Here is a 15,731-nt window from a genome sequence, read left to right on the forward strand (position 1 = left end):
AATCTTGAAACTACTTACTGACCACAAACCTTATGCAAAAACTTGTCCTGTTTTTTTCTTTTCTGTTGATAAGCATCGGGGCTTTAGCTCAGGCCGACACTTCTGCGTTTACCAAATTCAATGATTTTAATAACCTGGTTTTAAACGGTGGTGTCAAAAAACCGGAAGCTCAAAAGCAATTTGAAACCCTGTTAAAACGAATTAACATACTGGAAATGATCCGTGCTGAGCGGATTATTCCAAAAACGCAATGGGTATTCCCCTTAAAGGGCTATAAAAGCAGCGCCATTGGTGGTACCCATGGTAATGGTTACTTTGATAAGGGTTACCGTTACCTTGACGGCAATAAACATGGCGCCCATCCTGCTCACGATATTTTTATTAATGATAAAAACCAGGATTGTATCGATGACCGTACCAGTAAGCCTGTTGAGGTAGTTAGTGTAGATGATGGCTGGGTAATAGCCTGTACCAATCAATGGGAACCGAACAGCAATATGCGGGGAGGCAAATTTATCTGGATCTATTATCCGGCAACTCATATTTTTACGTACTATGCGCACAATAACCAGATTTTCGTAAAACCGGGTGACTACGTTACGCAAGGCCAAAAAATAGCCGAAGTAGGCCGCAGCGGCTATAACGCCTACAAAAAACGTTCGCCTACCCACCTGCATTTTTCGGCATTTAAACTGGCAGACGGCATCCCCGTACCTTATAACCCTTATGAACAGCTAAAAAAAGCCAAAACGTTATGAAAATCCTGATCACCTGCCTGCTCCTATTTCTGAATATTAATATTGCTCCTCCGGATAACGTGATTAAAAGATTCGCGGTACCGGCAGGCTATCAGCGTATAGCAGCGTCGCCCGACAGTTTCGGGGCATGGCTGCAGGCTTTACCTTTAAAGCCGGCGGGCACACCAACCAAAACTTATAGAGGCGATATTGCCCGTACCGATGTTTACACCGCTGCGGTTATTGACATGAGCATAGGCAACCAGGACTTACAGCAATGTGCCGATGCGGTGATGCGCCTCCGTGCCGAATACCTTTATCAGCAAAAAAAATACAACGAAATTTCCTTCAACTTTACCAGCGGTTTTAAATGCGACTATGCACATTATGCCAAGGGCTATCGCTACAAAAACGACCATTGGGTATTGAAAGCCAAACCCGATTATTCGTACCCGGCATTTTTAAATTACATGAACCTGGTGTTCAGTTATGCGGGCACCCTGTCCCTGCAAAAAGAATTAAAAACTGTAGCTAACCCCAATGATGTAAAACCAGGTGATGTGTTCATCCGTGGAGGCTCGCCCGGGCATTGTTTTATTGTGCTCGATGTTGTAGAAAATGCCGCTCATCAAAAGCAATTTTTACTGGCGCAGAGTTTTATGCCGGCCCAAAATATCCAGGTGCTAAAATATGATTCACCGTGGTTTGCTATGGACCAGCACAGCGGGATCATGTATGGCGAGCTGATTAGTAAAAATTATCTGAAGCGGTTTTAGGAGGAATAATAAATACCCAATTGTCATTTCGACGAACCCGTTGGGGAAAGCGCGGGGCTGGTGAGGAGAAATCTCCTACGCCATGCTGTAGATAAGTAGCAACGTTGTACACCATAGGAGATTTCTCCTTTGCCCGAGTGCTCAAACCAGCCCTTGCTCAGTCGAAATGACAATTTTTATATAATGCAGGAGATAATTATCTTTTTTCAACCCTGTCATAAAACCCACCGAAACTGTTCATTTTCACGGCATCCTCATTGAAAAAGTCGCCGGGGAAACCTAATTCAATAGCGCTAACTTCATTGAGCTTTTTGAAATGTTCGGGAGTTAATTTGGTATCGATGGCCTTGAGGTTATCATTTAACTGGTCAATTTTGGTAGCGCCCACAATAGGGATGCAACTAAAATCCCTGTCCATCATCCATTGCAGGGCAACAGTACTTTCGGATACCCCTAATTCAGCGGCGATGCCAACAACCACTTCAGTAATAGTTTTAGCCCTGTCGTTACGGCGGTTACTTTCCGGTTTTACACGTCCCTGTTCGCCGCGCAGGTATTTACCGGTTAAAGCACCACCTGCCAACGGGGCCCATGGGGTAACCGTCATGCCGTAATGTTTTGCCATCGGTATCAGCTCCCGCTCGGCAGTCCGGGCCAGCAGGCTGTACTCCACCTGTAAAGCGATGAACTGGCTCCAGCCCATCAGCCCGGCAAGGGTATTCCCTTTTGATACTACCCATGCGGGCGTATCACTGATAGCGGCATAGGTTACTTTGCCCTGTTTTATCAAGTCGTCTAACCCGCGCAGCACCTCATCAATAGGTGTAATATTATCCCAGATGTGCAGGTACAGCACGTCAATAAAATCAGTTTTGAGGCGTTTAAGGCTTTCTTCCACGCTCCGCATCATGTTTTTGCGGTTATTGCCCGATGCATTGGGATTGGTAGTATTATCTTTTAGGGTGTACTTGGTAGCCAGCACAAAATAATCGCGGTCATGATTACCCAGGTATTCGCCAATGATCTTCTCGCTGGTACCCAGTTTATAAACATTGGCGGTATCAATAAAATTGCCGCCTGCATTGGCAAAGGCATCCATAATGGCAAAGCTGGCATCTTTTTCGGCGCCCCACCCGCCTTCGGTACCGAAGCCCATAGTGCCCAGGCATAATTCAGAAACTTTAAGGCCCGAGCGGCCTAATAATTTGTAGTTCATATATGGTGATGTTTTGTGTAACGTTTTAAAATATGTTATTGGCGAAGCGCGGCAATCTTGTAACCAATGCATTGTGGCTATGCAGATCAATCATACCAGTCTACACTTAAATCTCCCCACGATGGATTAGTTGCCACTATCAAATCAATTTTCTTTTGTCTTGATCCTGCTTTCAATTGTTTTTCTCTGGCTATGGCATCGTCTATCCATTGAAATTGTTCAAAGTATACCAATTTATCGCACGCATATTTTGCCGTATAACCTTTATAGATCTTTTTCTTATGCTCTAATATCCTGTTATGTAAATCACTCGATACTCCTACGTACAACACTGTGTTAGCTTTGTTTGTTAAAATATAAACGAAGTATTGGTGTATTTTCATTAGATAAGGTTTGGCGCTAATCTAAAAGAATTAATATTAAACTACACCATTTTTAAACATCCACCTCATTGCGGGGAGGCAGATTGGCACATGCATAATCCAACCATTAAAAGTTATGTCATTGCGGAGGAGCAGCACGGGCAAAAGAGCGTCCGGCCGACGTGGCAATCTCGTCGTTATGCCTCTACGATATGCAAAGTCGCTGAGTATAGCTACGAGATTGCCGCGCTTCGCGATGACATGGCGGATTGGCACATGCATAATCCAACCATTAAAAGTTATGTCATTGCGAGGAGCAGCACGGGCAAAAGAGCGTCCGGGCGACGTGGCAATCTCGTCGTTATGCCTCTACGATATGCAAAGCAGCTGAGCATAGCTACGAGATTGCCGCGCTTCGCTCGCAATGACATGGTAGATTGGCACATGCATAATCCAACCATTAAAAGTTATATCATTGCGAGGAGCAGCACGGGCAAAAGAGCGTCCGGGCGACGTGGCAATCTCGTCGTTATGCCTCTACGATATGCAAAGCAGCTGAGCATAGCTACGAGATTGCCACGCTTCGTTCGCAATGACATATTGTTTTTTATAATCAGAGGAAAGTCGGTTCCAAACAATCCTTCCTTCAACTTTGTACTATTTAATACATCGCTAATATACCAAATTATGAAAATCATCACCCTCCATACCAATACCGACATCAACCAGTTATACCAGTTACTGCATGAAAAACTTAACCCCATGTTTCACCGGCAGCGACAAAGCGATTTAAACTTCACAGTAGAACGAAAAGATGGAACAATTGAAATTTCATTACCTGCTGTTTACGAAGGCGCACTGTTCAGCATCGCGATTAACGGTAACGAACTTTGGATTACCCGGAATGAACATTATGTTGATGATGTAAATTCGCTCACTGTGGAATCGATATTGAACGACCTATTTAGCAATATTGCAGGTAATTTGGGTACGGATCTGGTGCAGGAAGGATAGTGGGCATAACGCTAAGCAAATTGAAATGAGCCAAATAATTTTTAGCTTTAACAGAAAAACATCCCTATGCCTAAAATTTATAGCCTGCTCATCCTTTTTCTGTTTGCTGCATTTACCACACGGGCACAAAAACTCCCTGAAAAAAACGGCGAACCGGTAATCATTAACCGGGATACCCTGTTTAAATTTTATGCCCCGCAGGGATTGTTTGATCCTAAAGAGCGCGCCGGGATTGTTACCCAACGCATTAAGGCCCTGATGAGCCGAATAGATTTTAACCCGGATTCGTTAACGCTTAAAAACGATACGTCCATATCGGTAATAACTTACAACGGCCAGATGATCATGGGGGTTAATAATACCGATGCCTCTTACTCCGAACTGAACCGGCCGCAGCTGGCAGCAAGCTATCTGTCTATATTAAAAAATAAGCTCGGCAACGTTTTTGAAAGCAACAGCCCTAAACAACTAATTACAAACGTACTTGAGGCAGTCGCGGTTATTATACTACTTATTGTGCTGATCTGGATTGTTAATAAAGGTTTTAGGTGGATAAAACTTAAAATTATACGGGGATGGGAAAACCGTGTTAAAAAGCTGGCAGAAAAAGGAGCTCCAATAGCCTATGCCTCGCGGCTACTTCCGTTTATCAGTGGACTGATAAATATTGCGCGCCTGTTCATTATCCTGTTGCTGGTTTACCTGGCCTTACCGGTATTGTTTTATATTTTCCCTTCCTCGCAGCCTATCGCCACACAGCTGATCGGCTTTGTGGTTAACCCGTTGAAAAGTATCCTGCTGGCCATTGTCCGTTTTATACCCAACCTGCTTACCATAACAGTTATTTACCTGGTTACCCGGTACATTGTAAAACTGGTAAAATTTATAGCTACCGAAATAGCAAACGGGGCCATAGCTTTAAAAGGCTTTTACCCTGAATGGGCCATCCCAACTTACAATATCATCCGGGTACTGATGTACGCGTTTATGTTTGTGGTGATATTTCCATATTTGCCGGGGTCGCAGTCTAAAGTGTTCCAGGGGGTTACCGTGTTTATAGGCGTATTGTTTTCGTTAGGTTCCTCCTCGGCTATTGCCAATATGGTATCGGGCATTGTGCTTACCTATATGCGCCCCTTTAAAATTGGCGACCGCATAAAAGTTGGCGAAATTATGGGCGATGTAATTGAGAAAAACCTGCTGGTTACCCGTGTGCGCACCATTAAAAACGAAGATGTAACCGTGCCCAACGCTACCATTTTAAGCGGTGCTACGGTTAACTATACTTCATCGTCAAAAACTTTGGGTTTGATACTGAATACCAGTGTTACTATTGGTTACGATGCCCCCTGGGAAACCATTCATAACCTGCTCATCAGCGCGGCTGAAGCAACAGAAGGCATTCTTGCCAACCCAAAACCGTTTGTACTGCAAACCGCTTTAAATGATTTTAATGTAAGCTACCAGATAAACGCTTATACCGATCAGCCCGGCAAAATGGCCGTGATCTACTCAGCGCTATATCAGAATATACAGGATAAGTTTAACGAAGCCGGCATGGAGATCATGTCGCCGCATTTTACAGCTGTACGCGATGGAAGCCACATCCAGATCCCCGAAAACTACGTTGCCGATGGATATAAAAAACCGGGGTATAAAATAGAGCGGGATAGCTAAAGCTAAAAGCCATTAATAAGCTGAAAGCCGAAGGCTTAAAGCAGAAAGCTATAGGAAAGAGCTAAAAGCAAAAAGCTTAAAGCACAAAGCTCTGAAAAAGAAGCACTAAACTAAAACCCGGTTGCAAGAAAAGCTTTAAGCCTTCGGCCTTTAGCTTTAAGCTTAAAAAACTACCCGTTAATCCAGGTAAACTTATACTCCAGCATTGGGTTTTTCATGCGCTCGGCTACACGCAGTAAGCGGGCCGGAAGGTTTACCACGTAATCGCGGGCCTTTTCGCCCGCTTCGTCCAAACCTGTGATACTTTCGATGTGCCAGTCGGTCAAAAGCTCTTTCAGGATATCCACATAGTCGATAGCTGTATAGATCCCCAAACGCTGTGCGGCATCGGTAAAGTGGCCAAAAGTTTGACCAACCTTTAAACCAACCTCGCGCAGGAAGTGGGCAGGCATTACAATCTTTTTACGCATCATATCCTCAAAAGCTACCATAGCCTCACTTGGATCTACCTCAAATATTTTTTCGATAAAGTACTTATAAGCTTTAGCATGGCGGGCTTCATCAGATGCGATAACACCGCACATTTTTGAAAGCAGCGGATCGCCGTATTTCTTGGCCTGTGAGGCTACACGACGGTGCGATACATTGGTTGCCAGCTCCTGGAAAGAGGTATATATAAAGTTACGGTAAGGATCATGACCGGTACCGATGTCAAAACCATCGGCTATCAGGTATTGGGTGGAGATCTCCATCATGCGCATATTAACGCGGCCCGACAGGTATAGGTATTTGTTAAGCAAATCGCCGTGACGGTTTTCTTCGCCTGTCCAATGGCGTGTCCAACGCATCCAGCCTCCTTCTTCATCATCCGATACACCCTGCACCATGGTTAACCACGATTCATAAGTTGGCAAAGCCTCTTCGGTAATGGTATCGCCAATTAAAACGGCAATCAGGTCATAAGATAACCCTGCGGCACTTTCCTGTAGTTCTTTAATCTCGCTAAAAAACGACTCTCTTGAAGAATCGGGCAAAAAATCAGATGGCTGCCAGATAGTATCAATGGGCTTTAAATATTCATGTATTTTTTCTAACATGAACTTTTCAATGTGCACCATTACTTCTCTGCGCTTTTCTACAAAAAATTCCATAAAACAGGTATATTAATCAGCAAAGGTAACTAAAATTGTAACATTATGTTTTAAAATTTCACTGTACAGCGCTAATTGCGTCTTTCCTACACAAGGGTAAATTTTCCATCGCCGGCTTGCCATTAAACAGCGAAAAACTACCGTTAAAATCCCAAAGCATGCCAGTGATATCAAGCTCTTTTAAACCCTTGCGTACAGACTTATTATAACGGCAGCGACTATCTGCATCGGCATATTTGTTTTAAACGCCTTACGTACCGCAAATGATGAGCACATCATATTTCGGGGCCCGTTTTTACAATTTGCAGTTTATCATTTATAAATGTTTGTTGTCATCGCGCGGGTAACTCCGGTAATTGCTTTCGCCGGGGGTGTTTTTTTGCTTTTGGATTAAGTGCAGGAAAATTTTCCGCATTGTATGGAAATGATACCCCGATGGTTGAAACCTGGTCACCTATCCGGCTTGCGCCCCGGTGAATAAAAAAGAAAGGCTCGTAAAAGTGAAAATTGCAGATGATATGGTTATCGGCCAGCCTTTACCAACCTGCTTAGCTCATAGATGCTGATATAATTTAATGCACTTACGATCAGGGTTTGTTGTTTATCAATCTACGGATAAGCGTAACAATATTATACGCGGCAACTTTCCACAGTTTGGGGTTAATATGGGGCAGTTCCTTATAATTCTCAAAAAACAGGTTACTATAATCTGCGTTTTTATACCTTTTAGTTAATTTTAGCCACAAATCAATTGTTTGCGGTGTTTCTGTGAGATAATTATTGTCGCCTAACCTGCCATAATGATAATCTGTCACCAGCTTCAATTCATAAGTATTGCATCGCTTAGCAACCTTAGTTGTATAGGTAAATAGCCGCGCTATTGCTTTGGGGCCAAAAGAAGTGAAAGCCACGGGCAGCCTAATACTTTTAAAGCCCAGCTTTTTGAACAGCAGAAAATCGGATTTTTTTAATGGCGTTTGGGCCGCCGAGCTTTCGTTCCGGATTTGCGCAAGCCATAAAATACTGATGCCCTTGCTTAAACTTTGGCCCGGTTTAAAAGCGACCTTCCGAACTTACCGGGGAATTGGACGGCTTTTTGCAACGGCAATTATTACTGTTGGCAACAGTAACAACAAACCTGTTTAAATTATCGTATAACGAATATTTTTGTCTATCAATATTAAACGGAGTTAATTTAAACAGCGGCCTTAATTTTTAATTACAATTCAAGATAACAAATAATGTTTGTTCAAATTACCAACGAAGAATTAATTAGAGAGACCTCCAAAAAAGCATGGTACCAAACCAATAATATAATCTGGACAATTATATTCCTGTACCCTCTTTTTAGTATTGTTGATTTTATTTACGCGACAAACTACTGGCTGCAGTTTTTTATTATCCGCATTATAACTATCCTTATTATATACGGCCTGTTCAGCTATTTTCAGCATAAACAATTTAGTTACCGCATATTATTGCACATCAGTTTCTTTATGCTTTCGGTAACGGCAGCTATATTATGCAACCTGGTAAACATTCAGTTCCTGACCATTTATTTTATGCTGTTTGCTACCACCCTGCTATTTTTTAACCTGCAGGTTTTTTGGGAGCCTTTAAACTCCATCATCCAAACCTTAATGGCACTATTGTTACTGGCCATTTTCTTTAACCTGCTAAGCGAATACAACCTCGACCTGGTTTTAAGTAACGGCGGGCAGATCTTTTTTATCATCTCGGGCATCTCCTGCTTAATACCCGGGGCGCGTTATAAGGTGATCCAGCGTGAAGTACGCGCGCAGATCATGATCGAAAAATCAAACGAGCAGCTTAAACAGCAAAACAAGGATATCAACGAAAAAAATAACCTCATCGATCATCAGTATGAGCAGCTCCGCAAGCTCGACAGCCAGAAGAACAGCTTTATCAATATTGCCGGGCACGATCTTAAAAACCTCATCGGCTCTATTATAATGAGCAACAACATGATCAGGGAGGAAGATTTCAGGCTCAGCAGCGACCAGAAAGAATTTGTGGGCTACATCGCCGAATCGGCTGATAAGATGCAGTATATGCTTAACAAGCTGATGGATGTTAAGGAGATCGAATCGCCGGATATGAAATTCAACATGGAGATCTTTGATATCAACGTTGAAGTAATGCATGTTTTTAAAGGCCTGTACGAAACAGCCCTCATGAAAAACATCCACCTGATTGATAATATCCTGAAGCTGCCCCTCAACGTAAGGCTTGATAAGGTATTTGCCGGCCAGGTGTTTCAAAACCTGCTATCAAACGCCATCAAATTTTCGCAAACCAATAACAGCATTAAGGTAGTAACCAGCCTGCAGCGCCAGCGTTTTGTTTTCGAGATCATTGACGAAGGTATAGCCATAGGCCAGCAGGAGCTGGACATGATGTTCAACAAGCTTAAAACCCTTAACGATACTCACGGTGTTACCGAAAGCCGCCTGGGTTTGGGTTTATCAATTGCCAAGCTAATGACCCAGGAAATGGGCGGGGAGCTCAGCTACCGCAGTGATGACAACGGTAATTATTTCAGAGTAGAATTTTACGTAATAAATTAACATTTATATCAATGAATAAGTTTTTTACCTTATTAGCCTTTATCCTATTATTCAACACGGCTTCGCAGGCCCAGGGCAACAGCATTGCATCCTTTAAAGCCTACGGCCATGACGATGATGTGGTATACGGCATGAGCGGCGCTATTTCATTTTACTTCAAGATCACCCCTTTGATTGAAATGAATGGCAGTAAACTGGTTTTATTTTTTGAACCGTCGCAGGCATTGATAAAATCGCATTCGTACATTAACCTGGTTATTAATAACAAACCGGCATACAGCAGCCGCCTGGGCCCCGATTCTATCCAGAAGATCACCCTTAACCTGAGCCGTGCCGACCTGAGCCCCGATAAGTTCCTCAAGATCCAGATCAAAACCCTGCTCACCATCACCGACGACCAGTGTAAAGACCTGGATAACCCGGCGATGTGGTTAAGGATCAAAAACTACTCATACCTGTCGCTGGTTAAAAGCAATAAAAACTTTTTCGATAACGTAAATATCAGCAACTGCTTCGACTCTAAAAAAGCTATCGTTTACCCGTCAAACCCAAGCCTGCATGACCTTAAGGCCGTAGCCTGGGCCTATTCAAGGTTAAAAAAGACCCAAACCCGTTCAATTGCAGTTTATGAAGAAAGCAAACTGCCCGACAGCGTTCGTAACTACATCAGGGTAGGCGCCATTGATAAATTACCTGCCGATGCGCGCGCATTGGTAAAAGTTACCCCGCAAAACGCGCAGGGTTTATTCTACCTGCATAAATCAGTAAGCCTGCTCACTGATACCATTGTGCACATGGTTGATGTAAAAGGCCGGTTTGTGCCGGTTAAAACCGTAACGCAGGAGCAATCGCCTAAAGAGGTGCTGTTTGTTACCGGCGGCGATGATACCGGCTATGAAAAGGCCATCACCGCCCTGGGTAACATGAACATCCTCAACTCAACCTATGGCGATTACCTGCTGATCAACAAGGCCGAGAACACTTTCTTTAAAACTATCGACGAAAACCGTTCAAAACTATCTTTAAAGCAAATTGGCGGCGTGAGCGACTTCCTGTCGGGTATTGGCTCGTTGAAGAGCGCTTACAGCTTTAAAAACAGTGATTTCAGCTTCACCCCTAAAGAAGTGGAGATCCGTTTTATTGCCAATTACAGCGGCCTTGCCCCCGGCGACCGTGGTTTCTTCAACATATACCTTAACGGTTTGCTTATCAGCAGCGAAAAGCTGGATGCATCGGGCAAGCTGAACAGCTCTATCACAATTAACCGTTACCAGCACCATAAATACAACACGCTGGAGGCCGAATTCAGGTTTTATCCTACCAATGGCAACTGCCGCAACAGCTTTACCAACTTTTTTGCCGAGGTTGACGTTGACAAATCATACCTCGAGTCAAAAAACCCTTTCATCACCAGCGACCTGAGCTTTTACCAGTATCCCGAGGCTTTTAACAACGGCACAACCAAAATTGTAGTAAGCGAGGAATACGCCAAATATGCCGCCGGCGCTATGGGCGAGATCATTTATGAGCTTAACAATAACATCAACGCCAACAACTTCCCCGAGTTTGTTTACTCGAAAGATTTGAAACCAACTGACTTCAAACAATACAATATCATAGCCCTGCTGTCAAAAGATGATAAAATACTTAAGGAGTTTCGCGATGCCCCTATCCAGTTCGACAGGAACTTCAGGCTGTACAACACCGATAATAATAAACCGGTTTACGCGCTTTCGGATACGGTATCAAACGGCCTGGCGCAAATTTTTTACGGGGTAAGCAACAATGCTACCCTGGTGCTTACCGCTACCGGCACGCATGTTTCTGAAGCTTTTTTGGCGGTATCCAAATCCATTACCGAGCAGCTTTCAACCCTGTCAAGCAACGTTTGTATCTCTGATGTTAACTCCAACAAATACCTGTTCAACATCAACAAATCCAGCGAAAACCTGGAATACATCGATACCAAGAGCGGCCTTACCCGTTTCTGGGACAGCTATAACCTGTACATTTTGCTGGGCATCCTGATCCTGATCCTGCTTTCGTTCCTGTATGTGCGGTCAAAAGTTCAAAAATCGCAGGATCTGTTTAACGATTAGTACCTCACCCTGCCCTCTCCAAAGGAGAGGGTTTTAAGAAAAATGAAGTTAAAGTCCTCTCCTTGGAGAGGATTTAGGTGAGGCTAAGGCATCATCATAAATACAATGACAAACCGCCTGCCCTCTCCAAAGGAGAAGGCTTAAAAAAAAAGAGCTCCCTCTCCTTTGGAGAGGGCGGGGGTGAGGTTATAAAACACCTAATATGGATACATTGAGTATTTCTGTTCCTGAAATTTTGGTTGCCCACGGATTTATTTCGCCGGCCGACCAGGAAAAGATCCATGCTTTTTCGGAAAGATCGGGTATGTCATACCTCAAAATAGCCCTTAACTTCGGCTATGTTTCCCGCAAAAACTATGAACGCGCCTTGGGCAACGCAGGCTACCACTTTGCCGAGATCCGCCAGGAAGCCTTCGACCAGAAAATCCTCGACCAGGTTGACCTTAAATTTGCCAACGATCAGCTGGGCCTCCCCCTCCGCATCGAAAACAATAAAGTGGTTACCGTTATGGCCGACCCCGGCAATGAACTTTTCCTTGATTTTGTAAGGTTTACGTATGACATGGAACCCGAAGTCATCGTAGCATCCGATTTGGAGATCACCTGGCTAAGCCACAAGCTTACCGGGCAAAAATATGTTAAGGCATCCGTTTTTGAGCTCCTTAAGCGCGACCCTAAAAGCTCGGCCTCAACAACGTTCACCACATCACAGCTTGTTTTCATTTTTGCCTTGTGGGGCATTACCGCCATCGGCCTGTTCCTCAACTTTAAAAACGTATCCATCTCCATTAACTTAATCATCAGCTCGTTTTTCCTCATCGCCATTATCTTCAAACTGTTTTTGGCGCTGGTAGGCTCCCGGTTTGAGCTGCACCAGGCCGTCACCAAAGATGATCTGCGCACTATCGTAAACGAGGAGCTGCCGGTATATACCATCCTGCTGCCTGTTTACAAGGAGGATAAGCTGATCAAAAAACTCATCTGGAACCTGCAAAGCCTCGACTATCCGCGCCAGCAGCTGGATATCAAACTGCTTATTGAAGAAGATGATGATAAAACATTAAACGCCGTAAAAAACCTCGATTTCCCCGCTGTGTTTGAAGTTATTGTGGTGCCTTTCCACATGCCTAAAACCAAGCCCAAGGCCTGTAATTACGGACTGCATTTTTCGAGGGGCGAATACCTCACCATTTATGATGCCGAGGATATCCCCGATACCGATCAGCTTAAAAAAGTGGTAGCCCTGTTTCATAAGCTGCCCGAAAATTATATCTGCATTCAAAGCGCCTTAAACTACTTTAACCGCAACGAAAACTTCCTCACCCGGATGTTCACCCTCGAATATTCGTACTGGTTTGATTATATGCTGCCCGGTTTGGATACGCTGGATATCCCCATCCCGCTTGGCGGCACCAGCAACCACTTTAAAATGGACGCGCTGATTGAGCTTGGCGCCTGGGACCCCTTTAACGTAACCGAAGATGCCGACCTTGGCGTGCGCGCCTATGCCAAAGGCTATAAGGTGGCCATTGTAAACTCCACCACGTATGAAGAAGCCAACAACAACTTCTGGAACTGGATCCGCCAGCGCTCGCGCTGGATCAAGGGTTACATGCAAACCTACCTGGTGCACATGCGCAACCCGCCGGCCCTCATCCGTAAAATAGGCTTTCGCGGTTTCCTGGGTTTTAACTTTTTCATCGGCGCCACATCAGCCACCTTTTTAATTTACCCGGTGCTGCTCATCATCTTTATCTGTTACCTCATATTTGATTTTTCAACCATCCGCAATTTGTTTCCGGACTGGGTGCTGTTCATGTCGATATTTAACCTCATGGTGGGTAATATCCTCATGATCTATATCAACATGATGGCCGTATTTAAACGCCGCTATTTCGAACTCATATTGTTTGCCATAGCCAACCCGGTTTACTGGCTCATGCATTCGGTAGCAGCCTATATGGGCCTGTACCAGCTTATCACCAATCCGTTTTACTGGGAAAAAACCAACCACGGTTTAAGTAAGGTTAATAACCCCACAAACGTTATTAAATGAAAATTGCCAAAAGTACATACCTGTTTATATTTACCCTGGTACTGGCCGCCTGGTACCTGGTTATCGGCATATACCTTAACCACTTAGGCTATTATAACCAGGAAAGCCTTTTTTATGTCGAAAAAACAAAGATCGTGTTTGAGGGACTGGGCAATCGCCTCAAGGTAATGGGCTTAACCGCCCCGCTGCTGCCCTTTTACTCCTCGCTTATATTTTCGTGGGTAAACGGTTACCTCGCCCCGGTCATAGCATCGGCGCTGGGTACGGCAGGCTTCTTCTATCTTATTTCGCGCTCGTTTGTTATCAGGGTGAAGGATGATTTTTATCTCATCATGGTAGCCCTGCTATTTTTGCTGCATCCCGGTATCATTTACATGGCCTGCTCGGGCAAAGCCATTTACCTGGTAGTGATCTTCGTGTACCTGTTTTTCCTTAACCTGCTTAAGTTTTACCGCTCAAACACCACGTTCCACGTATCCATAGCCAGTATGTGCTTGGTGATGCTCATTTTTTGCGATTACCGCTTCATCTGGCTTACCCTGTTCTTTATTCCGCTGGTGCTGTCCATCACGCTGGCCAGCCTAAACCTGGGCGAAAAGGAATCCATTTTCAGGCTGTTCATGAGCTTTAACAGTCCGTCGTTAAGGCGCAAGCTTATCAATAAAACTTTTGCCATTTATGTGATCCTGTTTATCCTGCCCGTGGTATCCCTCGTTTGCTATAAACTGCTTAACCAAACCCACGCCAGCGACTATAACTATTTTATGGAAAGCCCCCTGGCCACCTGGAACGTACTGGTCGACAAGCTGAATTATGACACCGCCGCCACTGCCGTAAACTACCAGCTGCCCGAACTCAGCATCCTGGTATCATTAAGGGTGATATATTTTTGTCCGCTGATATTGTTTGGCCTGTACCTGCTGCGCGAAAGTACTTATCATGTGCTAACCGTGCTCACCTTGTTTGCCTTTGTTGAGTTTTTGCACATTAAGTATGATAAGCTGTTCCTTACCTACCAGTACTACCTTATATTTTTATTTGTGGCGCTGCTGTGTATCATATTTAAGGTGCGTACCATTAAAAATATGCTGCCCCTTAAACTGGGCCTGGCCTTTGTAATGGTACTGCAGCTATATACCGGCTACACCTTTTTAGCCAACTCGCTCATTACCGACGAGCGCCGCTTCATCACCACCCTTAGCCGGCTGGAGCCCAATACCGATCAAAACGAAAGCAAGGAAATAGCAGCCTATATCAACAGCCTGCCCGATGATACGCACATCCTCATGGACGATGCCGTATCATACCCCATTGTGGCCTTTACCAACAATATCAAAAAACTAACCCTGCCCTACCAGCTCAACTCGTTCCTGTCGGCCATTGAAACCCCTTACAAATACGACGACTATATCCTGATAGCCACCCCCAAAAACCCCTTCACCGGCTACACCCAGCTTAGCGACAGGTACATCCCCGAAATCCGCCGCCTCAACAGCGGTGTAAACTACAAACGCGCCTACGAAACCGACGGCTGGATTTTGTATAAGGTTGTGACGTTGCAGTAATCAGTGGGCAGTTTTTGGTGGGCAGTTTGCAGTTAGTTTTTTAGTGGCAGTAGCAGCAGCAGTTGCAGTGATAGCGGCCTGTCACCCTGAGCCTGTCGAAGGGTCGCGCGCAGAGGCCTCACCCACCGTGCTTCGAGAACCTCAGCATGACACCCGTTTTAATGTTGTCAACCTGAGTGCAAAGGCCTGTCAGCCTGAGCTTGTCGAAGGTTCGTGCGCAGAGGCCTAACCCACCATGCTTCGAGAACCTACCCATGACATAATAAAAAATACAGTCATGCTGAACTTGTTTCAGCACCCCACATGCAAGGCCGCTTGCATAGCCGCTCAGCGCGTGGGATCCCGAAATAAATTCGGGATGACGGGTAGTGTAAATGTCATTTCACCTTCAGAGGCCTCCGGATTTAAACACTCAGCATGACAACCGTTTTAATGTTGTCAACCTGAGTGCAAAGGCCTGTCACCCTGAGCTTGTCGAAGGGTCGCGCGC

General features: G+C 44.6%; 12 protein-coding genes. 8 read left to right on the forward strand and 4 right to left on the reverse strand.

Annotated elements, in window-relative coordinates; translation table 11 throughout:
* Positions 1 to 32 precede the first annotated feature (32 nt).
* Together BLP33_RS24890 and BLP33_RS24895 are read left to right on the forward strand one after the other, a co-directional pair.
* Positions 33 to 758, forward strand: coding sequence for a M23 family metallopeptidase (locus tag BLP33_RS24890; RefSeq protein WP_090534269.1), 726 nt, complete (start codon positions 33 to 35; stop codon positions 756 to 758).
* Entirely contained in the window at positions 755 to 1,513 is a 759-nt protein-coding gene (locus BLP33_RS24895; protein ID WP_090534272.1) for a DUF4846 domain-containing protein, read from the forward strand. Before BLP33_RS24890 ends, BLP33_RS24895 begins: the two co-directional genes overlap by 4 nt.
* Positions 1,514 to 1,709: 196 nt before the next feature.
* Here the strand turns inward: BLP33_RS24895 and BLP33_RS24900 are convergent, their stop codons facing one another.
* A complete protein-coding gene (locus BLP33_RS24900) occupies positions 1,710 to 2,729 on the reverse strand; it encodes an aldo/keto reductase (RefSeq protein WP_090534274.1) in 1,020 nt (339 codons plus the stop codon).
* A gap of 86 nt (positions 2,730 to 2,815) precedes the next feature.
* Entirely contained in the window at positions 2,816 to 3,112 is a 297-nt protein-coding gene (locus BLP33_RS24905; protein WP_175490110.1) for a GIY-YIG nuclease family protein, read from the reverse strand.
* A 666-nt stretch (positions 3,113 to 3,778) separates the two neighbouring features.
* Between BLP33_RS24905 and BLP33_RS24910 the strand changes: the two genes are divergently transcribed.
* Positions 3,779 to 4,105, forward strand: a complete 327-nt coding sequence (locus tag BLP33_RS24910) for a hypothetical protein (RefSeq protein WP_090534276.1) — start codon at positions 3,779 to 3,781, stop codon at positions 4,103 to 4,105.
* A gap of 66 nt (positions 4,106 to 4,171) precedes the next feature.
* Positions 4,172 to 5,782, forward strand: coding sequence for a mechanosensitive ion channel family protein (locus BLP33_RS24915; RefSeq protein WP_090534278.1), 1,611 nt, complete (start codon positions 4,172 to 4,174; stop codon positions 5,780 to 5,782).
* Between the two features lie 170 nt (positions 5,783 to 5,952).
* Here the strand turns inward: BLP33_RS24915 and BLP33_RS24920 are convergent, their stop codons facing one another.
* Together BLP33_RS24920 and BLP33_RS27585 are read right to left on the reverse strand one after the other, a co-directional pair.
* On the reverse strand, positions 5,953 to 6,933 hold the full coding sequence (locus BLP33_RS24920) for an acyl-ACP desaturase (protein ID WP_090534280.1): 981 nt from the start codon (positions 6,931 to 6,933) through the stop codon (positions 5,953 to 5,955).
* 587 nt (positions 6,934 to 7,520) lie between these two features.
* Positions 7,521 to 7,961 carry a cellulase family glycosylhydrolase gene (locus tag BLP33_RS27585; RefSeq protein WP_371328332.1) on the reverse strand — a complete coding sequence of 147 codons (441 nt, stop codon included), beginning with the start codon at positions 7,959 to 7,961 and terminating at the stop codon, positions 7,521 to 7,523.
* Between the two features lie 213 nt (positions 7,962 to 8,174).
* Between BLP33_RS27585 and BLP33_RS24935 the strand changes: the two genes are divergently transcribed.
* The 4 genes from BLP33_RS24935 to BLP33_RS24950 all read left to right on the forward strand — a co-directional run bounded on the left by BLP33_RS24935 (position 8,175) and on the right by BLP33_RS24950 (position 15,241).
* Positions 8,175 to 9,521: a sensor histidine kinase gene (locus tag BLP33_RS24935; RefSeq protein ID WP_090534286.1), complete on the forward strand. Its 1,347-nt coding sequence runs from the start codon at positions 8,175 to 8,177 to the stop codon at positions 9,519 to 9,521.
* Positions 9,522 to 9,532: 11 nt separating this feature from the next.
* Positions 9,533 to 11,620 carry a cellulose biosynthesis cyclic di-GMP-binding regulatory protein BcsB gene (locus BLP33_RS24940; protein WP_090534288.1) on the forward strand — a complete coding sequence of 696 codons (2,088 nt, stop codon included), beginning with the start codon at positions 9,533 to 9,535 and terminating at the stop codon, positions 11,618 to 11,620.
* A gap of 202 nt (positions 11,621 to 11,822) precedes the next feature.
* The gene (locus BLP33_RS24945; protein ID WP_090534290.1) at positions 11,823 to 13,676 is read left to right on the forward strand and encodes a glycosyltransferase family 2 protein; all 1,854 of its coding nucleotides are present in this window, start codon (positions 11,823 to 11,825) and stop codon (positions 13,674 to 13,676) included.
* On the forward strand, positions 13,673 to 15,241 hold the full coding sequence (locus tag BLP33_RS24950; RefSeq protein WP_090534293.1) for a hypothetical protein: 1,569 nt from the start codon (positions 13,673 to 13,675) through the stop codon (positions 15,239 to 15,241). Before BLP33_RS24945 ends, BLP33_RS24950 begins: the two co-directional genes overlap by 4 nt.
* Positions 15,242 to 15,731 lie beyond the last annotated feature (490 nt).

Source organism: Mucilaginibacter sp. NFR10 (assembly GCF_900100445.1).
Taxonomy (GTDB): Bacteria; Bacteroidota; Bacteroidia; order Sphingobacteriales; family Sphingobacteriaceae; genus Mucilaginibacter; species Mucilaginibacter rubeus.

Bases quoted from the DNA above. Each gene is read 5' to 3' on its own strand.
- BLP33_RS24890 (WP_090534269.1), top strand. From the start codon at position 33: ATGCAAAAACTTGTCCTGTTTTTTTCTTTTCTGTTGATAAGCATCGGG.
- BLP33_RS24895 (WP_090534272.1), top strand. From the start codon at position 755: ATGAAAATCCTGATCACCTGCCTGCTCCTATTTCTGAATATTAATATT.
- BLP33_RS24900 (WP_090534274.1), bottom strand. From the start codon at position 2,729: ATGAACTACAAATTATTAGGCCGCTCGGGCCTTAAAGTTTCTGAATTA.
- BLP33_RS24905 (WP_175490110.1), bottom strand. From the start codon at position 3,112: ATGAAAATACACCAATACTTCGTTTATATTTTAACAAACAAAGCTAAC.
- BLP33_RS24910 (WP_090534276.1), top strand. From the start codon at position 3,779: ATGAAAATCATCACCCTCCATACCAATACCGACATCAACCAGTTATAC.
- BLP33_RS24915 (WP_090534278.1), top strand. From the start codon at position 4,172: ATGCCTAAAATTTATAGCCTGCTCATCCTTTTTCTGTTTGCTGCATTT.
- BLP33_RS24920 (WP_090534280.1), bottom strand. From the start codon at position 6,933: ATGGAATTTTTTGTAGAAAAGCGCAGAGAAGTAATGGTGCACATTGAA.
- BLP33_RS24935 (WP_090534286.1), top strand. From the start codon at position 8,175: ATGTTTGTTCAAATTACCAACGAAGAATTAATTAGAGAGACCTCCAAA.
- BLP33_RS24940 (WP_090534288.1), top strand. From the start codon at position 9,533: ATGAATAAGTTTTTTACCTTATTAGCCTTTATCCTATTATTCAACACG.
- BLP33_RS24945 (WP_090534290.1), top strand. From the start codon at position 11,823: ATGGATACATTGAGTATTTCTGTTCCTGAAATTTTGGTTGCCCACGGA.
- BLP33_RS24950 (WP_090534293.1), top strand. From the start codon at position 13,673: ATGAAAATTGCCAAAAGTACATACCTGTTTATATTTACCCTGGTACTG.